The organism is Anaerobacillus sp. 1_MG-2023 (assembly GCF_030547345.1).
GTDB lineage: Bacteria > Bacillota > Bacilli > Bacillales > Guptibacillaceae > Guptibacillus > Guptibacillus hwajinpoensis_B.
Window position 1 is genome coordinate 179056 of the sequence record NZ_JAUORD010000008.1, and the last position, 22126, is coordinate 201181.

Annotated in this window: 24 protein-coding genes; 20 read left to right on the forward strand and 4 right to left on the reverse strand. The window is 39.6% G+C overall.

The window, feature by feature from the left end:
• The first annotated feature begins 62 nt into the window (after nt 1–62).
• The 9 genes from Q4550_RS14870 to nikC all read left to right on the forward strand — a co-directional run bounded on the left by Q4550_RS14870 (nt 63) and on the right by nikC (nt 9519).
• The gene (locus Q4550_RS14870; RefSeq protein WP_303533940.1) at nt 63–737 is read left to right on the forward strand and encodes an SOS response-associated peptidase; all 675 of its coding nucleotides are present in this window, start codon (nt 63–65) and stop codon (nt 735–737) included.
• Between the two features lie 150 nt (nt 738–887).
• On the forward strand, nt 888–1109 hold the full coding sequence (locus tag Q4550_RS14875) for a hypothetical protein (RefSeq protein WP_303533944.1): 222 nt from the start codon (nt 888–890) through the stop codon (nt 1107–1109).
• Nucleotides 1110–1316: 207 nt separating this feature from the next.
• Nucleotides 1317–1844 carry a nucleoside tri-diphosphate phosphatase gene (gene ntdP / locus Q4550_RS14880; RefSeq protein ID WP_048313631.1) on the forward strand — a complete coding sequence of 176 codons (528 nt, stop codon included), beginning with the start codon at nt 1317–1319 and terminating at the stop codon, nt 1842–1844.
• Nucleotides 1845–1944: 100 nt separating this feature from the next.
• Nucleotides 1945–3663: an ABC transporter ATP-binding protein gene (locus Q4550_RS14885; protein WP_303533953.1), complete on the forward strand. Its 1719-nt coding sequence runs from the start codon at nt 1945–1947 to the stop codon at nt 3661–3663.
• 188 nt (nt 3664–3851) lie between these two features.
• Nucleotides 3852–4856 carry an ABC transporter ATP-binding protein gene (locus Q4550_RS14890; RefSeq protein WP_303533955.1) on the forward strand — a complete coding sequence of 335 codons (1005 nt, stop codon included), beginning with the start codon at nt 3852–3854 and terminating at the stop codon, nt 4854–4856.
• A 14-nt stretch (nt 4857–4870) separates the two neighbouring features.
• Nucleotides 4871–5851: an ABC transporter ATP-binding protein gene (locus Q4550_RS14895; protein WP_303533958.1), complete on the forward strand. Its 981-nt coding sequence runs from the start codon at nt 4871–4873 to the stop codon at nt 5849–5851.
• A 28-nt stretch (nt 5852–5879) separates the two neighbouring features.
• Nucleotides 5880–7493 carry an ABC transporter substrate-binding protein gene (locus Q4550_RS14900; RefSeq protein ID WP_303533961.1) on the forward strand — a complete coding sequence of 538 codons (1614 nt, stop codon included), beginning with the start codon at nt 5880–5882 and terminating at the stop codon, nt 7491–7493.
• 107 nt (nt 7494–7600) lie between these two features.
• A complete protein-coding gene (locus tag Q4550_RS14905; RefSeq protein ID WP_226616545.1) occupies nt 7601–8605 on the forward strand; it encodes an ABC transporter permease in 1005 nt (334 codons plus the stop codon).
• Nucleotides 8606–8619: 14 nt separating this feature from the next.
• A complete protein-coding gene (nikC, locus tag Q4550_RS14910; protein WP_098446322.1) occupies nt 8620–9519 on the forward strand; it encodes a nickel transporter permease in 900 nt (299 codons plus the stop codon).
• A gap of 27 nt (nt 9520–9546) precedes the next feature.
• Here nikC and Q4550_RS14915 read toward each other — a convergent pair whose 3' ends face one another.
• A complete protein-coding gene (locus tag Q4550_RS14915) occupies nt 9547–10629 on the reverse strand; it encodes an FUSC family protein (protein WP_226616546.1) in 1083 nt (360 codons plus the stop codon).
• A gap of 178 nt (nt 10630–10807) precedes the next feature.
• Nucleotides 10808–12097 carry a glutamate-1-semialdehyde 2,1-aminomutase gene (locus Q4550_RS14920; RefSeq protein WP_303533968.1) on the reverse strand — a complete coding sequence of 430 codons (1290 nt, stop codon included), beginning with the start codon at nt 12095–12097 and terminating at the stop codon, nt 10808–10810.
• A 152-nt stretch (nt 12098–12249) separates the two neighbouring features.
• On the opposite strand from Q4550_RS14920, the gene Q4550_RS14925 reads away from it, so the two are divergent.
• From Q4550_RS14925 to Q4550_RS14935, 3 genes are read left to right on the forward strand one after another with little or no spacing between them, the layout of a single operon-like run.
• On the forward strand, nt 12250–13263 hold the full coding sequence (locus tag Q4550_RS14925; protein ID WP_303533971.1) for an ABC transporter ATP-binding protein: 1014 nt from the start codon (nt 12250–12252) through the stop codon (nt 13261–13263).
• A complete protein-coding gene (locus tag Q4550_RS14930) occupies nt 13256–14047 on the forward strand; it encodes an ABC transporter permease (protein ID WP_194220079.1) in 792 nt (263 codons plus the stop codon). Before Q4550_RS14925 ends, Q4550_RS14930 begins: the two co-directional genes overlap by 8 nt.
• Nucleotides 14048–14050: 3 nt before the next feature.
• Entirely contained in the window at nt 14051–14836 is a 786-nt protein-coding gene (locus Q4550_RS14935) for an ABC transporter permease (protein ID WP_303533975.1), read from the forward strand.
• Between the two features lie 40 nt (nt 14837–14876).
• Here Q4550_RS14935 and Q4550_RS14940 read toward each other — a convergent pair whose 3' ends face one another.
• Nucleotides 14877–15422 carry an RNA polymerase sigma factor gene (locus Q4550_RS14940; protein ID WP_303533977.1) on the reverse strand — a complete coding sequence of 182 codons (546 nt, stop codon included), beginning with the start codon at nt 15420–15422 and terminating at the stop codon, nt 14877–14879.
• A 169-nt stretch (nt 15423–15591) separates the two neighbouring features.
• On the opposite strand from Q4550_RS14940, the gene Q4550_RS14945 reads away from it, so the two are divergent.
• The 7 genes from Q4550_RS14945 to perR all read left to right on the forward strand — a co-directional run bounded on the left by Q4550_RS14945 (nt 15592) and on the right by perR (nt 20325).
• Entirely contained in the window at nt 15592–16398 is an 807-nt protein-coding gene (locus Q4550_RS14945) for a DUF4397 domain-containing protein (RefSeq protein WP_303533979.1), read from the forward strand.
• 24 nt (nt 16399–16422) lie between these two features.
• The gene (locus tag Q4550_RS14950; protein ID WP_303533981.1) at nt 16423–17061 is read left to right on the forward strand and encodes a class F sortase; all 639 of its coding nucleotides are present in this window, start codon (nt 16423–16425) and stop codon (nt 17059–17061) included.
• A 52-nt stretch (nt 17062–17113) separates the two neighbouring features.
• Nucleotides 17114–17545: an ion channel gene (locus tag Q4550_RS14955; protein ID WP_194220074.1), complete on the forward strand. Its 432-nt coding sequence runs from the start codon at nt 17114–17116 to the stop codon at nt 17543–17545.
• 54 nt (nt 17546–17599) lie between these two features.
• Nucleotides 17600–18070: a thioredoxin-dependent thiol peroxidase gene (gene bcp, locus Q4550_RS14960; protein ID WP_303533984.1), complete on the forward strand. Its 471-nt coding sequence runs from the start codon at nt 17600–17602 to the stop codon at nt 18068–18070.
• Between the two features lie 203 nt (nt 18071–18273).
• Nucleotides 18274–19224 (forward strand): D-2-hydroxyacid dehydrogenase, encoded by a 951-nt coding sequence (locus Q4550_RS14965; protein WP_303533985.1) that lies wholly within the window; start codon nt 18274–18276, stop codon nt 19222–19224.
• 2 nt (nt 19225–19226) lie between these two features.
• Nucleotides 19227–19781 carry a cob(I)yrinic acid a,c-diamide adenosyltransferase gene (locus tag Q4550_RS14970; protein ID WP_283153066.1) on the forward strand — a complete coding sequence of 185 codons (555 nt, stop codon included), beginning with the start codon at nt 19227–19229 and terminating at the stop codon, nt 19779–19781.
• A gap of 109 nt (nt 19782–19890) precedes the next feature.
• Nucleotides 19891–20325, forward strand: a complete 435-nt coding sequence (gene perR, locus Q4550_RS14975; protein ID WP_194220070.1) for a peroxide-responsive transcriptional repressor PerR — start codon at nt 19891–19893, stop codon at nt 20323–20325.
• 47 nt (nt 20326–20372) lie between these two features.
• Here perR and Q4550_RS14980 read toward each other — a convergent pair whose 3' ends face one another.
• Nucleotides 20373–20738: a YgzB family protein gene (locus tag Q4550_RS14980; RefSeq protein ID WP_224598799.1), complete on the reverse strand. Its 366-nt coding sequence runs from the start codon at nt 20736–20738 to the stop codon at nt 20373–20375.
• A gap of 253 nt (nt 20739–20991) precedes the next feature.
• Here Q4550_RS14980 and Q4550_RS14985 point away from each other — a divergent pair, with 253 nt between their 5' ends.
• Nucleotides 20992–21858, forward strand: a complete 867-nt coding sequence (locus Q4550_RS14985) for a nucleotidyltransferase-like protein (protein ID WP_194220068.1) — start codon at nt 20992–20994, stop codon at nt 21856–21858.
• The last annotated feature ends 268 nt before the right edge of the window (nt 21859–22126 follow it).

Consider the following 22126-nt stretch of genomic DNA (forward strand, 5'->3'; position numbering starts at 1 on the left):
AATGCTGGTAGGGATTATAAGACAAGTGGAGAAACAATCTAATATAGGAAGGGGTGTTGGTTATGTGCGGACGATTCTCGTTAACGACAGAACTCGACGTGTTACTTGAAAGGTTTCAAATTGATCAAACGAGCATGGATGAATATATACCAAGATTTAATATAGCACCATCTCAACAAATCCCGGCTTTGATTAGAACAAATCAAATGAATCGAATGGGAACCTTGCGTTGGGGGCTAATTCCATTCTGGGCAAAGGATGCGTCTATCTCAAATAAATTAATCAATGCGCGAAGTGAAACAGCTCAGGAGAAAGCGAGCTTTAAGCATGCTCTTAAGCAGCGAAGGTGTTTAATATTATCGGATGGTTTTTATGAATGGAAGCAGACGAAGGATCAGAAAATTCCGATGCGGATCCAAGTAAGGAAGGGTGAGCCGTTTGCAATGGCGGGGTTGTGGGAAAAATGGAATGATGGCGACAAAAATCATTATACATGTACGATACTTACCACAGAAGCAAATGAATTTATGAAAGAGATACATAGTCGCATGCCCGTTATTTTAACAAGAGATGATGAGAGGATTTGGCTGGATGATACAGTAAGTGATAGTGAAATATTAAGCAGTTGTATGAAGCCCATATCCTCTAAGGAAATGAATGCGTATGAAGTTTCGACGCTTGTGAATTCTCCTAGAAATGAACAACCAGAATGTATTGCTCCTGTAGGGAGTTTATGACAAAACTCCTGACTTCTCTACAGAAGTTCCCAAAGGATTTCACATGAGTTTATGGAATTTCTTTTTTGATGAAGGCTTGCTAGAAATCGCTAATGGTATTAGCTTGCTCCATTGGAATGTCAAGAATCACAATTTGGAAGGAGAGGTTAGATGAAGGAGTTTGATGAGCTCATTCAACAGCAGCTCAAGCTTGCCGATCAAATGATTCGTACGAAGGAAGAAATTCTAAGCTTAGAGAATATTCTGGATGAAGAAAAGAGCAGAAATGCCATAATTGTAGAAAGAAAAGAGATGCTATCACTTATGGAGGATGAGTTTGAACGACTTATTTCGGATGTCATCTCTACCTTTGAAAAAACCCCTATTTATTAAGCTGGAATTGGGTGCCATTCTTTTTGAGTGGCGCTTTTATTTTAATTTTATTTTGTTAAGCGTTATAATAGAGAAGAATATAGATGAGATGTAAGATTTTTGATAATAGTCATGTATTGAACGGTAAGAAAGAAAGGATGCTGTGAGTCTGCCTGTATGCAAAAGGCATTCATCGTTTTCCGGAATTTCTTAGGAAAGGAGAAGAAGATGAGTTTCCCAACGACCGGGACGAGAATTCAAATTCAAAGCTATAAACATCGCGGTACGCTACATCGTACTTGGGAAGAAAGCATCGTACTTAAAGGCACTTCCAAAGAAATAATCGGTGGAAACGATCGCATTCTTGTGACTGAAGCTGATGGAAGACAATGGAGAACGCGTGAACCTGCGATTTGCTACTTTAGTGCAAACCACTGGTTCAATGTCATTGGAATGATCAGAACGGATGGGCTATATTATTATTGTAATTTAGGTACTCCATTTACTTACGATGAAGAAGCGTTGAAGTATATTGATTATGATCTTGATATTAAGATCTATCCTGATATGACTTTTAAGTTACTAGATGAAGATGAGTATGAAGCACACCGCGAAGAAATGAATTATCCCGAAGCAATCGATCGTATTATACAACAAAATGTAAAAGAACTGATGAACTGGATTCATCAAAGAAAAGGACCGTTTGCCCCTGGATTTGTAGATCAGTGGTATGAACAGTTCCTTCAATATAGGTAAGAAAAACCTGTTGAATGTTTTTCAACAGGTTTTTGCATGATATAAAAACAGCATGTGATTAACTAAAGGATGATGCCATCTGGGTAGTATAAAAAGGTATATGACCTTTGTAAGACCGTATAAAAAACAAATTGGGATAACGATTGGAATTGGAATATTAAAGTTTGGTATTCCTCTTCTCCTTCCATTGATTTTAAAGTACGTCATTGATGACATTATCAATGCAGAAATGCCAGCTGGGGATAAGTATGAGCAGCTTCTTTGGTTGATGGGAGGAGCTTTCTTTCTATTCGTCGTTGTCAGACCACCGGTAGAATACTTCCGTCAGTATTATGCTCAGTGGATTGGAAGTAAGATTCTGTATGATATACGAGATAAATTATTTTCTCATATCCAACAATTAAGTTTGAAGTTTTACTCTAATAACAAAGCAGGGGAAATCATCTCAAGAGTAATAAATGATGTGGAGCAAACAAAAACATTTGTAATTACTGGGATGATGAATGTTTGGCTTGATCTCATTACCATCGTCATCATTATCGGTATATTATCATTTATGAATGTTTGGCTAACACTTGCAGCAATTGTTCTTCTTCCTCTGTATGGACTGTCAGTTAAGTTTTTCTATAAGCGTCTTCGTGATTTAACAAAGGATCGCTCACAAGCACTTGCAGAAGTTCAAGGTCATCTTCATGAACGAGTACAAGGGATGTCGGTGATTCGAAGTTTTGCCTTAGAAGATTATGAACAAGAGCAATTTAACAAAAGAAATACGAATTTTTTAGAACGAGCACTTGATCATACAAGGTGGAATGCCAAAACGTTTGCTGTCGTTAATACGATTACGGATGTAGCTCCTCTTATTGTTATCGCGTTTTCTGCGTATCTTGTGATTTCGGGTGGACTTCAAATCGGTGAAATGGTTGCGTTTGTGACTTATATGGACCGGCTTTATAGTCCTTTAAGAAGATTGGTGAATTCGTCTACCACATTAACCCAAGCTATTGCATCAATGGATCGTGTATTTGAATTTGTCGATGAAAAATACGATATTGTAGATAGAAAAGATGCAAAAAAGTTAAACGAAGTTCGTGGAAATATCCAATTTGAACATGTTTCATTTAAATATAATGAAGAGGATCTACCTGTTCTAAAAGGAATTGATCTTAATGTACGTGCTGGAGAAACCATTGCGCTTGTAGGAATGAGTGGTGGGGGTAAATCCTCACTTGTCAGCTTAATTCCACGTTTCTATGATGTGACGGGTGGGAGTATTCTAATTGACGGTACAGACATACGGGATTATGAAGCAAGAAGCTTGAGAGATAACATTGGAATGGTTCTTCAGGATAACATCCTATTTAGTGAATCCGTTCGAATGAATATCATGATGGGGAATCCAAATGCCTCTGAAGAAGAAGTTATACAAGCTGCAAAGGCTGCCAACGCTCATGAATTCATCATGAACCTTCAAGACGGATATGATACGCCCGTTGGTGAACGAGGGGTGAAGCTGTCTGGTGGACAAAAACAACGGATTGCAATCGCAAGAGTATTCCTTAAAAATCCGCCTATTTTAATTCTTGATGAAGCAACGTCAGCACTTGACCTTGAAAGTGAACATCTCATTCAAGAAGCGCTTGAAGTACTTGCGAAAGATCGCACAACCTTTATTGTCGCACACCGTCTAGCGACAGTGACGCATGCTGACCGTATCGTGGTGGTAGAAAACGGCCAAATTTCAGAGAGCGGGAATCACCAAGAGCTCATGAAACGGAAAGGGTCCTACCATAATTTGTTTCAAGTACAAAATTTATAGTTATTCATCAAAAAGCATCTCTTTGAGGTGCTTTTTTTGTTTAAATATGCATATTATCGCGTAAAAGCGTCAAAAAAAGACAGAAAATTACCTCAATAAGCGTTGCCAACTAACAAAAATAATGTAATAATGATAAACAGATTTTAGTTTAATTAAAAAATTCAGAATTTACGGAAAGGGGTGAGTGTATGGAACATCCAGTCTTAAATGTTAGTGGATTAGAAACGCACTTTTTTACTGATGATGGAGAGATTCCAGCAGTAGACTCCGTTGACTTCCATGTAAATAAAGGTGAAGTACTTGGGATTGTTGGGGAGTCTGGCTCTGGAAAGAGTGTGACTTCATTATCCATTATGCAACTTATTCAGGCCCCAGGAAAAGTTGTAGGAGGAGAAATTACATACAAAGGGGAAAACCTTCTTACGAAATCAGAGAAAGAGATGAGAAAAATAAGGGGAAATGAAATCGGAATGATCTTTCAGGAACCGATGACATCCCTTAATCCTGTATTTAGAATTGGCAACCAGCTCGTTGAAGGAATTCGAATACATAAAAAATGGAACAAGAAAAAATCCTGGGAGCATGCTATATCAATTCTTAAACTAGTTGGGCTTCCTAGGGCTGAAGAACTTATGAATGATTACCCTCATCAATTATCTGGGGGGATGCGGCAGCGCGTTATGATTGCGATGGCGATGGCATGTGAACCAGAAGTACTCATTGCGGATGAGCCAACAACAGCTCTTGATGTGACGATTCAAGCTCAGATTCTAGAGCTCATGAAGAAATTGAACCAAGAAACTAATACATCGATTATTATGATTACACACGATCTGGGTGTAGTCGCAGAAATTTGTGATCGTATTGTTGTTATGTACTCTGGCAAAATCGTTGAGCAAGGGAAAACAAGTGATATTTTTCAGCATCCAAAGCATCCGTATACGATTGGTTTAATCGAATCAGTACCTGATGTGAGAGTTCGAAAAGACAGACTGTATTCTATCCCTGGAAATGTGCCAAAACCAGGTTCGATTCATAAAGGATGTCATTTTGCTCCACGTTGTAGTTTTGCTTTCGATAAATGCTTTGAAGAGAATCCAACGTTGTTAGATGCAGGACCAGGACAACAGGCTAGGTGCTGGCTTCATGAAGACGAGAAAAAAGCAGCTATATTAGAGAATGTGAAAAGCTAAAGGGGGCGCCTATTTTGCAAGAAGCATTACTTGAAGTAAAACAGCTTAAGAAGCATTTCCCAATTCAGGGAGGCGTACTTAAACAGCAGATAGGAACAGTGAAGGCTGTAGACGGTGTAACCTTTACCTTACATAAAGGAGAAACATTTGGGTTAGTTGGGGAAAGTGGATGTGGGAAGTCTACAACTGGTCGTATGTTGATGAGACTTCTTGAGCCTAGTGAAGGGGAAGTTCTCTTTGATGGAAAAGAAATGACCAGTTTAAACAAAAAGGATCTTCGTCACCTTAGAAAAGATATTCAGATGGTCTTTCAGGATCCATTTGCATCGCTTAATCCGAGACATACAGTTGAAAAAATTATCGAAGAACCTCTTATCGTTCATCAGCTTGGTAATAAAGCAGAGCGTAAAAAAAGGGTAAGAGAACTTCTTGAAATTGTTGGTCTTAGTGCATACCATGCCAAACGTTATCCTCACCAATTCAGTGGTGGACAGCGTCAAAGAATAGGTATAGCACGGGCACTTGCAGTTAATCCGAAATTAATTATCGCGGATGAACCTGTTTCAGCACTTGATGTTTCGATCCAAGCTCAAGTATTAAATCTTTTAGAAGATCTTCAGAAAGAGCTTGGGCTAACATATTTGTTTATAGCTCATGATTTAGGAGTTGTTCGTCATATTAGCGATCGTGTCGGAGTGATGTACCTTGGGCGCATTGTTGAAATGGCAGATAGTGAAAAGCTCTATTTGGATTCAAAACATCCGTATACACAGGCTCTTCTTTCAGCGGTGCCGGTTCCAGATCCTGAATATGGGAAAGACAGAATCATTCTTACTGGAGATGTACCAAGTCCTTCTAATCCGCCATCAGGGTGTCCTTTTCACACAAGATGTCCTAAGGCGATGGACGTGTGCAGCTCCGTTGTTCCTGAATTCAGGGAGGTAGAGCCCGGTCACCATACAGCGTGTCATCTGTATGAAGAAGACCATGTATAAATCACACACATAACTAAGGGGGAAGAACATGAAGAAGACCATTTTTTCATTACTGTTTGTATTGCTTCTTTCGATTGGTCTAGCCGGTTGCGGTGGATCTAACGAAACGAATGGCAATGGTGGGGGAGACTCCGGAGACGGAGGAGAAGAAGCAGGTGGAACGTTGATCTTTGGTCGCGGTGGTGACTCCGTATCACTTGATCCAGCATCTGTTACAGACGGGGAATCATTTAAAGTAACAAAGAACATTTTTGATACGCTCCTTGATTACGGTGATGATAACACAGATGTACAGGAAGCACTTGCAACAGAGTGGGAAGTTTCTGACGATGGCAAGACGTATACGTTCACACTTCGTGAAGGTGTGAAGTTCCATGACGGTACAGACTTTAATGCAGATGCCGTTGTTTACAACTTCGAACGTTGGATGAATGGGAATGAAGAAGCTTTCTATTACTATAAATCCATGTTTGGTGGATTTAAAGGTGATGAAGGGCACGTTATTGAAAGCGTAACGGCGAAAGACGATTACACAGTTGAATTTAAATTGAAGCGTCCACAAGCGCCATTCTTAAAAAATATTGCGATGTCTCCATTTGCGATTGCTAGTCCAGATGCACTTGAAAAGCAGGGCGATAAGTTTGGTGAAAATCCTGTAGGTACTGGTCCGTTTGTATTTGATCAGTGGAACAGAAATGACAAAATCGTTCTGAATAAAAATGAAGAGTTCTGGATGGATGGCTATCCAAAATTAGATAGTGTTATTTTTAGAGCGATTCCTGATAATTCAGCCCGTCTAAATGCTTTAATGGCTGGAGAAATCGATTTGATGGATGGTCTTAACCCTTCTGATGTTCAGCAGGTAGAAGACAATGGCGATCTTCAAACTTTCTTCCGTCCTTCAATGAACGTTGGATACGTTGGATTAACGACAAATCGCGGACCATTAAAAGATAAGCTTGTACGTCAGGCGCTAAACCACGCTGTGGACAAGCAAGCGCTTATCGATTCTTTCTATGCTGGACAAGCTGAACCAGCGAAAAACCCAATGCCTCCGGTAATTGGTGGATATAACGATGATATTGAAGGTTATGAATATGATCTTGATAAAGCGAAGGAACTTCTAAAAGAAGCTGGCTATGAAGATGGTTTTGAAATGGAGCTTTGGGCAATGCCTGTTCCACGTCCATATATGCCAGATGGTCAAAAAGTAGCAGAAGTTCTTCAGAAAAGCTTCGCAGAAATTGGCGTAGATGCTGAAATCAAATCGTACGAGTGGGCAACTTATCTTGAAAAAGCTCGTAATGGTGAAGCTGATAGCTTCTTGCTAGGTTGGACAGGGGATAATGGTGACGCTGATAACTTCCTATATGTACTCCTTGATCAGGATAACATTGGAAGCAACAACTATACGTACTATGAAAACCAGGAGCTTCATGATCTTCTAATCGAAGCACAGTCAACTCCAGATGAAGAAGAGCGTAATAAGATTTATGCAGAAGCTCAAGAAATCATCCATGAAGATGCACCGTGGATTCCTCTTGTACACTCTAAGCCTGCACTAGGTGGCTCTAGTACAATTAAAGGATTCTCACCGCATCCAACTGGTTCTGACAAGCTAACGAAAGTAACGCTTCAATAGGAAATAAAGAAGGGGAGTGATAAACTCCCCTTTTATTCTTCAAAATAAATTAGTTTTATACATATAGAACGGCATGTGATTTTACAGATGGAAGAAGAGGTGAGTAGATGCTTGCTTATACAGTTAGACGATTGCTAATGCTTATCCCGGTTTTATTTGGAATGACACTTATTGTGTTCTTTATGATTCGAGCTATTCCTGGAGATCCTGCCCAGGTCATTTTAGGTCAACAGGCAACAGAGGAAGCGATAAAAAGTTTAACCAAACAGCTTGGCCTCGATCAGCCGTGGTATCTACAATATATCGACTATATTAAAAACTTGTTTACAGGTGATTTAGGCACATCTCTTCGAACAAGTTCAGATATTAGTGGAGAAATTTGGCCATATCTTGCTGCTACTCTTGAACTGTCGCTTGTGGCGATGGTTATAGCTATTTTTATTGGCGTCAATGCAGGGATTATTAGTGCATGGTTTCAAAACTCTTGGTTCGATTACACGGCTATGGTACTTGCGCTAGTCGGTGTGTCGATGCCTGTTTTCTGGCTTGGTTTGATGGAACAATGGGCATTCTCGCTTGAACTTGGGTGGCTACCATCCACAGGTCGCGAAAATGTGAGAAACCCTGTTGATGCTATCACACATCTTTATCTTATTGATACCTTACTTCAGGGAAGAATGGATCAATTTGTAGAAGTGGTTAAGCATTTAATTCTACCTGGTATTGCTCTTGGAACAATACCGATGGCTATCATTGCTCGAATGACACGCTCAAGTATGCTTGAGGTTATGCGCTCTGATTTTGTTCGAACAGCTCGAGCAAAAGGTACAAAGATGTTTTGGGTTGTGTACAAGCATTCTTTAAAAAATGCATTTATTCCTGTACTTACTGTTATTGGACTTCAAATGGGTCTCTTACTAGGTGGAGCTATTCTTACTGAAACTATATTTGGTTGGCCAGGAATCGGTCGTTATATTTACGACGCCATTAATTTCAGAGACTACCCAGTGATTCAATCTGGTATTCTCATCGTTGCTGTCATCTTTGTTTTTATTAATCTCATTGTCGATCTGTTATACGCTGCAATTGATCCTCGAATTAAATACAACTAAAGGGGGCTTCTAAGATGGCTGAAATTGCTCCGCAAAAAAAAGTGAATGTTCAAAAGCAACCAGATGAAGAAGTATTATCGCCATGGCGTGAAGCCTGGAAAGGATTCAGGAGAAATAAGCTAGCGATGGTCGGCATGGGGATTGTACTTTTTTTCATTCTTCTAGCGATCTTTGCAGGGGTCATCGCTCCTGAAGGGATTAACGAACAAAAATTAGGTGAACGACTTCAATCTCCATCCGCCAGTCATTGGTTTGGAACCGATGATTTCGGTCGCGATATTTTATCACGTATAATTTATGGGGCAAGAATTTCTTTATGGGTTGGTTTTTTTGCTGTACTAGGTTCAGCGGCGGTAGGGAGTTTACTAGGTATGGTAGCAGGTTATTACGGTAAGCTAGTGGATACGATTATTTCACGTATATTTGATATTATGCTTGCGTTTCCAAGTATTCTTCTTGCTATTGCTGTTGTTGCTGTACTAGGACCATCGCTAAGAAATGCACTTATCGCGATTGCGATTATTAATATTCCGAACTTTGGAAGGCTAGTTCGATCAAGGGTGTTAAGTGTGAAGCAGGAAGAGTATGTTATGGCGGCTAGAGCTGTTGGGATGAAAGATTCAAGAATCATTTTTCATCATGTATTGCCAAATTCACTTGCACCTATAATTGTGCAAGGAACACTTGCAATTGCAACGGCTATTCTAGAGGCAGCTGCCCTTAGTTTTCTCGGTCTTGGTGCACAGGCACCACAGCCTGAGTGGGGGAAAATGCTTGCAGATTCGCGTTCGTATATTATTCAGGCACCATGGACTGTATTCTTTCCGGGACTTGCGATTATGCTAACGGTTCTTGGGTTTAACTTACTTGGTGATGGTCTTCGAGATGCGCTTGATCCAAAAATGAAGAAATAAAAAAATCAGCCGATACGGCTGATTTTTTTATTTGGCATGAAGCTCCTGAATATCAACTTCATTTTCTTCCTGGTGATAGGAATGAAAGCTATCGACAAGTAAATCAAGGTGTTCAAGGTGATCGTGGTAATCGATAATCATTCCGATTAAGGGGAAGATTGTCATCCAAAGCTCGCGATTACATTCGCCATTTTCGTATAAGTCAACATAGCGTTCGGTTAAGGTAGACTCCCCAGATCCAACATTGTTTAACATTTCCTCAGGAGACTGGTTCCTCACTTTTCCGATATATTTTAAATGGATGCGTTCGTGATAATTTGTTAGCTCATCGAGGTGAGTCTGAATCATCTTTCTGACCTCGTCAGGCATGATCAAAATCTTCACATCAAGTTGATCAAGCATTTTTAGTATAGCAAGTGACTTTTCTGTTGTAGCAATCATCTGTCTAAATAGGACGAGCTTACGTGCTTTTACAAAATCTCTGCGTTTGAAGTACGTACGCTCTTCTTTGTATAGAAGAAAATACTGATCACTTTTAACTGTATCTTCTTTCAACTTAATTAAGTTCTCTTTCAATACTTTATGTTCGGCATCGTTTCTAGTAGCAAGCCTGATCCACTGTGAAATATATTCTGTATTACTTACAATTTTGTGGAATAATTTTGTTTCATATCTCGGTGGTACGAAAACTAAGTTCACAAAGAAAGAACTGATCACACCGACCATAATGACTAAGAATCGGTTTGTCGCAAAAGTGATGAATTCCTCCTGAGGAGCATTCATGATTAAAATAACAGTTACGATTGCGAGTGGAATCGTACTTTCGATTTTTAATTTAATATTAATGGCGATAATGATGATCGCACCTAGACCAATTACGATTGGCTGATTTCCAAAGAGCAGAACGAGTATAACTGCAAGCACGGCTCCAATAATATTGGATTGAAATTGATCGATAACGGTTTGATAAGACCTATAAATTGACGGCTGAATGGCAAATAATGCAGCTACGCCAGCAAAGGTCGGCGGCTCGAGTCCAAGCCATGTTGCAATATAAAGTGCGAGAGTAATCGCTAGCCCTGTTTTAAAAATACGGGCACCAAACTTCATTCTATTGTAAGTCCTTTCGTCGAGTACTTTTAGTATAGAGAGTATCCTCTATTTCCTCTTTTAAACATATGAGACGTTCTAGTTATACATCGGAATGGTCAGGATAGCAAGCCCTATTTTCAATAATAACAAAGATAGTAGAAAAGACAGAATGAAGGAACTTCATTCTGTCTTTTCGCTAACCCATTTGATGAAAGACGCGCTTTACTGCTTCAAGCGTATCATCGATATCTTTTTCTGTGTGCTCTGTTGTTAAGAACCATGCTTCATATTTAGAAGGGGCAAGGTTGATACCTTCATTGAGCATTAGTTTAAAGAAGCGGGCGAATTTCTCTCCATCGGAGTCTTCAGCTTGTTTGTAATTAATAACTTTCTCGTTATTAAAGTAGACAGTTAAAGCTCCTCGGAGACGATTGATTGTAATTTGGATACCAGCTTCCTGTGCATGAAGGAGGATTCCCTTCTCAAGACGTTCTCCTAGTTTGTCTAAATGATCATAGACGCCCTCTTCTTGAAGAACTTCAAGACACGCAATACCGGCTGAGATAGAGGCTGGATTACCTGCCATTGTCCCAGCTTGATAAGCTGGACCAAGTGGTGCAACGTGTTCCATAATCTCGCGTTTCCCACCATATGCGCCGATTGGAAGGCCACCGCCAATGATTTTTCCAAGCGCTGTCATATCCGGTTCAACATTAAGTAAGTTTTGGGCACCACCATACATAAAGCGGAATGCAGTGATAACTTCATCATAGATAACGAGCGCGCCATATTGATGTGTGATCTCATTCACTTTTTCAAGGAAACCATCCTCTGGCTCAACAATTCCGAAATTCCCAACAATCGGTTCAACGAGAACTCCGGCTACTTCATCTCCCCATTTCTCCATTGCTTCTTTATAAGCTTCAATGTCATTAAATGGTACGGTGATAACTTCTCTAGCGATGCTTTTTGGGACACCCGCTGAGTCAGGACTTCCAAGGGTAGCGGGACCAGAACCGGCGGCAACTAGTACAAGATCAGAGTGTCCATGATAGCAGCCAGCAAATTTCACAATCTTGTTGCGACCTGTGTAGGCTCTAGCTACGCGTATCGTTGTCATTACTGCTTCCGTACCAGAGTTCACAAATCGAACGCGCTCTAGAGAAGGGATGGCTTCTTGAAGCATTGAACCGAACCGATTTTCTAACACGGTGGGTGTACCGTATAACACACCGTTCTCAGCTGCTGTTGTGATGGCCTTAGTAATATGTGGATGCGCATGACCAGTGATGATAGGGCCGTATGCTGCAAGGTAGTCTATGTATTTGTTACCATCGACATCCCAGAAATAAGGACCTTTAGCTGTTTCCATAAAGACAGGAGTGCCTCCTCCAACGCCTTTGTATGAGCGAGATGGACTGTTGACTCCACCTAGCATAATATCGAGTGATTCTTTATGATGTTGTTCTGATTTCGTGAAATTCATGTTGACCTCCTTGTAATGCTTGTTCATCAAACTCCATTGTAGCATGACTAGAGTGTAACGAAACACTCTTGCCGCTTAAGTGAAAGCTCAAATATTGTTTATTACATGCTGCTCTTGTAAACTAAGTTGGTGTGTTAAAAGGAGGAAGACGTATGGAAAAAGTGATTGACGTACAAGAACTGCGTAAAGATTTTAAATCTCACTCGAGTCGTTCTGGTTTAAAAGGAGCGTTTCGAGATCTTTTTACGCGTAATTATAAGGTTATTTCGGCTGTTAAAGATATTTCTTTTACCATTAATGAAGGTGAAATGGTAGGTTATATAGGAGAAAATGGAGCCGGGAAGTCGACGAGTATCAAAATGCTAACGGGTATTCTAACGCCCACTTCTGGAACTGTTCGTGTAAATGGAATGGATCCTCATAAGGAACGAGAGAAATTTGTTCGATCCATTGGAGTTGTATTTGGGCAACGATCTCAATTGTGGTGGGACATTGCCGTACAAGAATCATTTCGTTTGCTTAAAAAAGTCTATAACGTACCGGATGATGTTTATAACGAGCATATGAATCATGTAATTGAGTCTCTAGATATTGGTCCTTTACTTGATAAACCGGTTCGGAAATTATCGCTTGGCCAGCGTATGAGGTGTGAGTTAGCCGCAGCTCTTCTTCATAACCCTAAGCTTCTATTTCTAGATGAACCGACAATTGGACTTGATGTGCTAGTTAAATTAAAGATCCGTAACTTCTTAAAAGAAATTAATGAGAAGTACAAGACAACGATTTTACTTACGACTCATGATCTTACGGATATTGAAGCGTTATGTGATCGGGTTGTTATGTTAGATGAAGGCCAGATTATATATGATGGCAAGCTTGCAAAGCTTCGTTCTAATTGGGGAGAAGGGAAGCAAATTGAATTTCAATTTGGTGAACAGGTTAGTGGTGAACAACTTCAACCTTTATTGAAGGAACTTGAAGCAGAATGGACAAAAGGTGATCGCGAGAATGTGTGGATCGCGAATGTAGTGAATGAAGAGCATGTCATTTCCGAAGTAATTGGGAGAGTCGTAGCATCAAACAGGATTACGGATATTAAGATTCATGAAATTTCGACTGAAGAGATTATTCGAAATATCTATGAAGAGGGCATGCGTAATGGGTAAGTACATTGAGATGATTCGCGTTCGCTTCTTAATGATGCTTGCCTATCGGACGAACTATTATAGCGGAATTTTAATTTACAGCATTAACATTGGTGCTTACTACTTTCTATGGAATGCGATTTACGGTGGAAAAGGGGAAATTGAAGGATTATCTGTTATTCAAATGACAACATATGTTGCTGTTGCATGGATGGCAAGAGCTTTCTATTTTAATAATATTGATCGAGAAATCGCTCAGGAGATTAAAGAGGGTAAGGTGGCAGTTGAATTTATACGCCCCTATCATTATTTAATAATGAAGACGATGCAGGGGCTTGGAGAAGGGATTTTTAGATTAAGCTTCTTCTCAATTCCAGGGATGATTATTGTTAGCCTCATTTTCCCGATTGAATTTTCGGCTGCACTGTCGACATGGTTGTTTTTTATGGTAGCAATTATTCTAAGTTTTATTGTTAATACTCAAATTAATCTGCTGACAGGCGTTATGACCTTTTTCTTCTTTAACAACGATGGACTGATTCGAGCAAAGCGCGTTGTGATTGATTTGTTCTCAGGGTTATTACTTCCAATTAGTTTCTATCCAGGTTGGGCACAGAATGTCATGGACTTTCTACCGTTCCAAGCCATTAGCTATATTCCAAGTATGATTTTCACAGAAGGTTTTACTGGAAGTGCGGTATGGGAAGCGATTCTTTTCCAGCTTGTCTGGGCGGTTATTTTGATTCTTCCAATTCAAGCGCTATGGGTAATTGCCAAAAAACGCTTGATTGTGCAGGGAGGGTGACAAATGAAGCATGCTAGTATTTTCTTTCTATATGTCTCGCAATATATGAAAACGAGATTAACTTATCGTATAGATATGCTAATGGAAATTATGTCTGACTTACTGTTTCAGGCGGTTAATCTGATCTTTATACTTGTTGTTTTTGGGCATACAAATATGCTTAGCGGTTGGTCAAAGGATGAAATCATCTTTATCTATGGATTTTTCCTCGTTCCTTTTGCTATCTTCGGAGCATTTTTTAACATTTGGGACTTTAACGAGCGGTATATTGTTAAAGGTGAAATGGATCGGATTCTAACAAGACCCGTTCATAGTTTATTTCAGATTATTTTAGAACGAATGGAGCTTGAATCTTTATTTGGGGTTATCACAGGTATCGCCGTGATGGTGTATGCGGGGAGTCGACTTGATCTAAGTATGTCCTGGTACGATCCTATTGTATTTTTCTTTATGGTTTTAGGTGGTGCATTTGTATATGCAGGTATTTTTATTCTACTAGCAAGCATTAGTTTTTGGTCTGATAGCAGAACAAGTATTATGCCAATGATGTACAATATCGGGAACTATGGGAGATACCCAGTGGATATTTATAATAAAGTGATTCGCTTTGTATTAACGTGGATCTTACCATTTGCTTTTGTAGGAGTGTATCCATCAGCTTATTTCTTAGGTCGTGAAGAATGGTATGGTTATGCTTTTCTTACACCTGTTATGGGAATGGCGTTTTTTGGATTCGCCATCTTTATGTGGAATATTGGCGTCACGAAATACAGGGGCGCAGGTAACTAAAAAGTCCAGAGGGATCTCCCTCTGGACTTTTTGATTATGATTAGACAGGTTCTAATAATGATAAATCGATCGTTTCTTTTAATCTTTTCATGCCAAGCCTAACGCGACTTTTCACTGTTCCAAGGGGGATCTTCTTTTTGGAAGCTACTTCAGCTTGACTATAACCCTCTAAGTAGATGAGTTTAAGAATTTCCTTTTGTTCCGTATTCAAAGAATTTAAGGCTCCATTAATCATATCTCTGTTTCCGGAGTCATCTTGAAAATAAAGTTCTTTATCGACCAATTGGTGATCTTCAACAACTGTTTCTTTAAAATTACGCTGCTCTTTCTTAATCCGATCAATAGCTCGGTTTCGTGTGATTTGATTAACCCATGAGGAGAGTTTTCCTTTATCAGGCTCGAATTGACTTCGCTTATTCCAAACTTCTAAATAAACATCCTGAACGATCTCTTCGGCAATTTGCTGGTCATTTACAATGCGACGGGCGATGCGTAAAAGCGTTTGATGGTTTTCAATACAAAAGACTTTAAAAGGCTCCTCGTTTTCACTATCCCAGTAAGCAATCGCATAATTGCCTTTACTCATTAATAAGTTCCTCCTCCGAGCTTTTCTAGTAGCTCTATTCCCTTGAATTCGAAATAAAAACAATAAAAGTGTAAGAAAAGTGATCCGGTTACAAATATTTTGTCGTATTAATAAATGAACAAAGGTTATACAAAAGTATAACAAAAACTAAATAAAGGGAGTGGATTGAATGCTTAGGAAGTTTATGACAGCCGCAGTTGCGATGGTGATGATGTTCGGGATTATTGGAGGTACGGCATTCGCAGATAATCATGAAGCAATGGTACGAGTGATTCATGCATCCCCAGATGCACCTGCAGTTGATGTTTACGTAGATGGTGAGGCAGTTGTAGAAGGTGCTGAATATAAACAGGCGACAGAATACATGGCTCTTCCTGCAGGAGATCACGAAATTGAAGTATTCCCAGCTGGTGAGAATGGAGAAGGCGAGCCGGTTATCAGTCAGTCAGTGACGCTTGAAGAAGGCATGAAGTATTCTGCTGCTGCAGTAGGTACGCTAGATAGCATCTCGCTTTGGGCGCTAAGCGATGATATGGAAGCTTCTGAAGGAAAAGCAAAAGTAAGGGTTGTACATGCGTCTCCAGATGCACCTAATGTAGATGTAGCTGTTAAAGACGGAGACGTTCTATTCTCAGATGTTGCATTTAAATCAACGTCAGACTACGCTGAAGTTGATCCTATGACTGTTGATCTTGAAGTTCGACCAGCAGGTTCTGAAGACGTTGTTCTTGAAATTCCTGGTGTTGAATTAAAAGAAGGCTATGTTTACTCTGTTTATGCGGTAGGTCTTGTAGAAGGTGAACCAACTCTTGAAGCATGGCCGATGGTGGATGCGACAAATATGCCTTCAGACATGCCTCAAACAGGTATGGGTGGTACAGCTGATCAGTCTAATACCGTTGCATGGGCACTTCTTGGAGGAGGTATTCTAGTAGTAGGAACTGGATTTTATCTTCGTAAGAAGCAAACAGCTTAAATCAAGGTAGAAGGAGGAGCGCATATGCCGTTTAAAAAGCTTTTATTAAGTATGTTACTTTTAGGAGCAGCGGCAGGCTGCTCCTCTTCTTCTAATCAATCAGATGAAATGAAAGAAGTTTTACCTAATAATGAAGAAACACATCTGATCTCTGCTCCAGATTTAACAGCATCTTCTTCATCTAAGAGTAACGAATCTGTTGAACCTGCTTTAGTAGGGATCATTCCAGCCCATTTATCCATTCCAGCTATTAATGTAGACGCAAAAGTGGAGCATGTGGGCCAATTACCAGATGGGCAAATGGATGTGCCCAAAGATGAACGTAACGTTGGATGGTATAAGCCTGGAGCAAAACCTGGTGAAATAGGAAATGCTGTTCTTGCGGGTCACGTAGATAACAAAACAGGACCATCAGTGTTCTATCATCTTGATGATTTAGTACCAGGAGATATTGTCACGGTTACTGATGTAAATGGAAGTGCATATGATTTTGAAGTACAGAATGTAGAATCTTATCCTAGGAATCAAGCGCCACTCGAAAAAGTTTTTGGAACAAATTCTAAGTCAGGTCTTAATCTAATTACTTGTACAGGGACCTTCGATCGTGATGCGGGAACACACGAAGAACGTCTGGTCGTCTACACGACACTTCTATCAAAATAGTTTGTCTTAAATTAAACAAACACCTCATAAACCTATAGTGAGGTGTTTTCTAATGCTCTTATTAATTATTTGTGCAATTGTTCTTGCCTTTATTAGTGTGGGGAGAAGTATGGTAGCACTTATGAAAAGAACGAGAGTACCTGGAAGTCTTCTGTCTGTTTATAAGATGTTTCTGCTATTTCTTGTTTATTTAACGATGATTATCGCTTTTGGGAGTATGTATTTAAGCCTCATTATCCTTGATATTCCTGTACTTCAAGAAGGTCAAATGGATCTTGCGGATATGACATTAACGCCGCTTACAAGAGTTCAATCTGTCCTTTATTTTAGTGCGGTTACGCTTCTATCGGTTGGCTATGGAGATCTTACTCCAATTGGAGTTGGAAGATGGATTGCGATTTTTGAGGCGTTAATCGGTTACTTAATGCCAGCCGCATTTTTTGTCACGACCATCGTTGACTATCGTGAAAGCCCGAAGTTGTAAGTTCGAATGAATTTCGTTACGCTTATCTTAAGAAGATTTAAGGAGGCGTAAAAAATGGGTGTTGAAATTGGTCAAAAAGCTCCTGATTTTAAGTTAGAAGCAAGCACTGGTGAGATTGTGTCTCTTTCCGACTATAAAGGAAAGAATGTTGTGCTTTATTTTTATCCAAAAGATATGACGCCTGGCTGTACGACAGAGGCATGTGATTTTCGAGATCATATTGAAGGATTCGAAGAACTGGATACGGTTATCTTGGGAGTAAGTCCAGACCCAGTCGAGAAACACAAAAAATTTATTGATAAGTATGACCTTCCGTTCCTTCTCTTAGCAGATGAAGATCATTCTGCTGCAGAAGCATATGATGTATGGCAGTTAAAGAAAAACTTCGGCAAAGAATACATGGGGATTGTTCGTTCTACCTTTGTTATAGACAAAGAAGGAACCCTTGTAAAAGAGTGGCGGAAAGTTCGCGTTAAAGAGCATGTGGAATCTGCACTAGGTTACATTAAAGAAAACTTATCATAACCCTTTGTTTGCGGGACAAAAGACTATACCTTTAGATGTTTGCAACATAGAGTATAGTAGATCATATCTTCAGTTGAGAGCGCATTAAGCGCTCTTTTTTTGTTAGCGATGTTTCGAAGAGGTTATTTTGTTTAAGTCATATTGGTCATTCAGCTATACTTAATACATGGAGAAAGGTTAAATAAATGGAGAGTGGTGAAATAATGCAGGTACTATCAACGGGGAAACTGAAAACAAATATTAAAGAGAGCCTTAGAGAAACGTATCCAGACGTAACGTTTCATTTTTATCCATCAATGCAAGAAGGGGAGCCTAAACTTGCTGATGCAGAAATTCTTCTTACATATGGAGAGGACCTGAACGCGGAGTTAATTCAGAAAGCTTCTCACCTTAAGTGGATAATGGTCCTATCGGCTGGACTTGAAAGAATGCCATTTCAGGCTATTAAAGAAAGAGGTATTCTCGTAACAAATGCACGGGGCATCCATAGCATTCCGATGGCTGAATATACATTATCTGTTATGCTTCAAGTAGCGAGGGATACAAAACAAGTGCTAGCAAATGAATCCTCAAAGATCTGGAAGAAAAAAACGCCTATACGAGAAATTACTGGTAGCTCGATAGGGGTTGTTGGTACTGGTGCTATTGGCAGTGAGATTGCAAGAGTAGCGAAAGCATTTCGAATGAAAACGCTAGGAGTTAATCGATCTGGGCATGAAGTAGACCATTTTGATGTGATTTATAATAGTGAAGAACTTTTATCTATGCTCCCGAAATGTGACTACGTGGTAAGTGTCCTGCCTAGTACGAGTGAAACGGCCAATTATTTTACGAAAGAACAATTTGCAGCCATGAAAGAATCTGGGGTATTTATTAATATTGGCAGAGGAGATACTGTAGATGAGCAATGTTTGATTGACGCACTAAATGAACATCAAATTGCCCATGCTGTATTGGATGTGTTTAAAGATGAACCACTTGATTCGTCACACCCATTTTGGGAGATGGAAAATGTAACGGTTACGCCGCACCATTCAGCTATCTCTGACAATTATCAACCTAGAGCGATTGAAATATTTGAGCATAACTTAGTTCAATATCAAAGAGGAACGAATGACTTTAAGAATGTCATTGATCCGGATAGGGGGTATTAATAGTGAAAATTTATACGAAGACAGGCGATAAAGGAGAGACCTCTCTCGTTTATGGGCAACGGGTGTCTAAAAACGATATTCGAGTCGAGGCATACGGAACTTGTGATGAAGCCAATTCCCAGATCGGGCTTGCTCTAAGTTATATTGGGGCTACGAACTTCGATGGTAAAGAAGAATGGGGGTCCATTTTTCATAAAATACAAACGTGGCTTTTCCATGTGGGAGCAGAGCTTGCTACACCTAAAGGGAAAAAAGTAGGATGGACTATTGAAGAATCGCATATTAATGAAATGGAAAACCAAATCGACAGCTGGGAGCAGCAGCTTGAACCTCTAAGGAACTTTGTATTGCCAGGTGGACACTCAGCAGGAGCTTGCTTACATGTGGCGCGTACGATTGTCCGTCGCGCGGAGCGTCTTACGACAATGGTAGAAGACGCAAATCCTCTTGTCCTTTCTTTCTTAAACCGTCTCTCTGACTTTTTATTTGTAGCAGCTCGTTTCATTAACTACCATATGGGGGAGAATGAGTCGATCCTTCATCAAGAGCACAAATAAGAAAGAGGCCTATAAGCTTGTCATTATTGACAAAACCCTCTTTCTCCATGTACACTAATTATAAACATTACAAAGTAAGAATGCTTGTTGAAAGCGAGGTGCATGACGAATGGCTGAAGAAAAACTGCATGAAGCAATTGATGCTATGAAAAATTCAGGAGTGCGTATTACCCCGCAGCGTCATGCCATTCTGGAGCATTTAATCCAGTCCATGTCACATCCTACAGCAGATGAGATCTATAAGTCTCTTGAAGGAAAATTTCCTAATATGAGTGTAGCTACAGTTTATAATAACTTGAGAGTATTTAAGGAAATTGGATTGGTAAAAGAATTAACGTACGGAGATGCTTCCAGCCGATTTGATTGTGTCACAACAGATCATTATCATATTATCTGTGATGATTGTGGTAAGATTGTAGACTTTCATTATCCGGGATTGGACGAAGTAGAAACGCTTGCGGAACAGGTAACAGGCTTCCGAGTCGGTGATCACAGAATGGAGATTTACGGAAAATGTCCAGATTGCCAGCAAAGCAAACACTAATTTAAAGAAGGCTTCCGCCATATTAATGGCGGAAGCCTTCTTATCTTTTACTGCGTTCTTTTTTGGGCTCTTTTCACATTGTATTTCTCATCAAATTCTTTGCCGTCCAAATTAGGGTCCATCGTTAGTGGTTGTTTGCAATGCATACAAGCATCTACACGTCCAAGAACTTTCGTTGGCTTTTCACAGTTTGGACAAACTACCTGGATTGCTCTTGTGGAGAGCATTCCGATCCAGAAGTACACAACCGCACTTGCGATCGTTGCAAGAAATCCAATCAGCATAAAGATGGTCATAAGCAAGACAGATGTCTTGAAGAATATTCCTATATACATAATCGCGATTCCAATAAACACTAGACTCAGTGCGAACGTACGAATTTTATTAATCTTATTAGTATACTTTAGTTGCATTGCAAGTCCCTCCTGCACACAATTATAGCATAACCATGAGGTGTAAGCACTTTCCTTATAAGGTGAATAACGTTATCTGCATTTCATATAGTTGGATATTTTCAAGTAGATAGTGGAAACTTCAAATTCAGGGATTGCTTATTTCATTACAGGATTTATAATATGGACTGTTGAATACTTAAGTTAACGTAGGAAAAGGGAAATTGAATATCGTAAGGAAACAAAAGTATAAGTACTTCTGGAGGATCGAATTATGGAAAACCTTTTAAGACCGATTTATCAAGAGAGAGCTAGTCATCCTGATACACTGGGTGTACTAGTTATTGAAAAGACAAAGCCATTTCACCCGCTTACTGATAATTTTGATGTTGTCCTACTAATCATCGTTCAAAATAACGAGAAACCATGGTTCGTCAAACATTATGATTTTGAAGGAAAGAAAGCTGCTATGCACGTTATAACAGAGCAGCAGGTTAACGAATGGCTAATCTCTGGTAGCCACCGTCGTCTTGTGGCATGGCTTGTTAATGGAAAGATCATTTTTGATCGGAACGAGTACATAGCGGGATTGAAAGAGAGAATTAGAGATTTTCCATATGAAGAGCGCACTCAAAAAATTGGAGTGGAGTTTGCAAGACTTATTCGAAGATATACAGATGGGAAAGAACTTTTCGCTTCTAAGCAATATATGGATGCGTATAACTTTATTCTTCATGCTTTGCACCATCTTGCTCGCTTATCTGTTATTGAGCATGGGTTCCATCCTGAAATTACTGTGTGGAATCAGGTTAAACATATTGAACCTGAAATTTTCAAGTTGTATACCGAGCTTTTATCTGGAGAAGATCCTCTTGATAAACGACTGGAGTTATTGCTATTGGCTAATGACTTTTCTTTATCTTCAAAATCAAAAAACGCAACCGTTCATATAAGGAACATCATGAATGAACGTGAAAGTTTATGGACATATCAAGAATTAATGGAAGAAGAACAGCTAAAGGAATACGGGATAGACCTTGGTGCGCTTCTAGAATATATGATTGAAAAAGGGCTTATCGAAGTTCACCGAAGCGAAACTAAAGGTTCTGGTATTTTCATTCGAGAATATAGCGCTGTATAGGTGATTTATAAAACGGAGAAAAAATATCAAGAAAAGGGTTGACCGTATTTTTTCTCCGTGGTATATTATTACTTGTCGCCGCGAGAGATTAACGCGACAACGAAAAAAACTTTTAAAAAGTTGTTGACGTCGACCGAGTTAATGTGGTACATTAATAAAGTCGCTGAAAACGACATTGAAAGAAACGAATTGATCTTTGAAAACTGAACGAAACGCCATGTAAGTAGTTGTTTCTACGGAAACAAAACATTGTTTTAAAGCTAGATTA

Coding starts and splice junctions, on each gene's coding strand:
- Q4550_RS14870 (WP_303533940.1), top strand. CDS start 63: ATGTGCGGACGATTCTCGTTAACGACAGAACTCGACGTGTTACTTGAA.
- Q4550_RS14875 (WP_303533944.1), top strand. CDS start 888: ATGAAGGAGTTTGATGAGCTCATTCAACAGCAGCTCAAGCTTGCCGAT.
- ntdP (WP_048313631.1), top strand. CDS start 1,317: ATGAGTTTCCCAACGACCGGGACGAGAATTCAAATTCAAAGCTATAAA.
- Q4550_RS14885 (WP_303533953.1), top strand. CDS start 1,945: ATGACCTTTGTAAGACCGTATAAAAAACAAATTGGGATAACGATTGGA.
- Q4550_RS14890 (WP_303533955.1), top strand. CDS start 3,852: ATGGAACATCCAGTCTTAAATGTTAGTGGATTAGAAACGCACTTTTTT.
- Q4550_RS14900 (WP_303533961.1), top strand. CDS start 5,880: ATGAAGAAGACCATTTTTTCATTACTGTTTGTATTGCTTCTTTCGATT.
- Q4550_RS14905 (WP_226616545.1), top strand. CDS start 7,601: ATGCTTGCTTATACAGTTAGACGATTGCTAATGCTTATCCCGGTTTTA.
- nikC (WP_098446322.1), top strand. CDS start 8,620: ATGGCTGAAATTGCTCCGCAAAAAAAAGTGAATGTTCAAAAGCAACCA.
- Q4550_RS14915 (WP_226616546.1), bottom strand. CDS start 10,629: ATGAAGTTTGGTGCCCGTATTTTTAAAACAGGGCTAGCGATTACTCTC.
- Q4550_RS14920 (WP_303533968.1), bottom strand. CDS start 12,097: ATGAATTTCACGAAATCAGAACAACATCATAAAGAATCACTCGATATT.
- Q4550_RS14925 (WP_303533971.1), top strand. CDS start 12,250: ATGGAAAAAGTGATTGACGTACAAGAACTGCGTAAAGATTTTAAATCT.
- Q4550_RS14930 (WP_194220079.1), top strand. CDS start 13,256: ATGGGTAAGTACATTGAGATGATTCGCGTTCGCTTCTTAATGATGCTT.
- Q4550_RS14935 (WP_303533975.1), top strand. CDS start 14,051: ATGAAGCATGCTAGTATTTTCTTTCTATATGTCTCGCAATATATGAAA.
- Q4550_RS14940 (WP_303533977.1), bottom strand. CDS start 15,422: ATGAGTAAAGGCAATTATGCGATTGCTTACTGGGATAGTGAAAACGAG.
- Q4550_RS14945 (WP_303533979.1), top strand. CDS start 15,592: ATGCTTAGGAAGTTTATGACAGCCGCAGTTGCGATGGTGATGATGTTC.
- Q4550_RS14950 (WP_303533981.1), top strand. CDS start 16,423: ATGCCGTTTAAAAAGCTTTTATTAAGTATGTTACTTTTAGGAGCAGCG.
- Q4550_RS14955 (WP_194220074.1), top strand. CDS start 17,114: ATGCTCTTATTAATTATTTGTGCAATTGTTCTTGCCTTTATTAGTGTG.
- bcp (WP_303533984.1), top strand. CDS start 17,600: ATGGGTGTTGAAATTGGTCAAAAAGCTCCTGATTTTAAGTTAGAAGCA.
- Q4550_RS14965 (WP_303533985.1), top strand. CDS start 18,274: ATGCAGGTACTATCAACGGGGAAACTGAAAACAAATATTAAAGAGAGC.
- perR (WP_194220070.1), top strand. CDS start 19,891: ATGGCTGAAGAAAAACTGCATGAAGCAATTGATGCTATGAAAAATTCA.
- Q4550_RS14980 (WP_224598799.1), bottom strand. CDS start 20,738: ATGCAACTAAAGTATACTAATAAGATTAATAAAATTCGTACGTTCGCA.
- Q4550_RS14985 (WP_194220068.1), top strand. CDS start 20,992: ATGGAAAACCTTTTAAGACCGATTTATCAAGAGAGAGCTAGTCATCCT.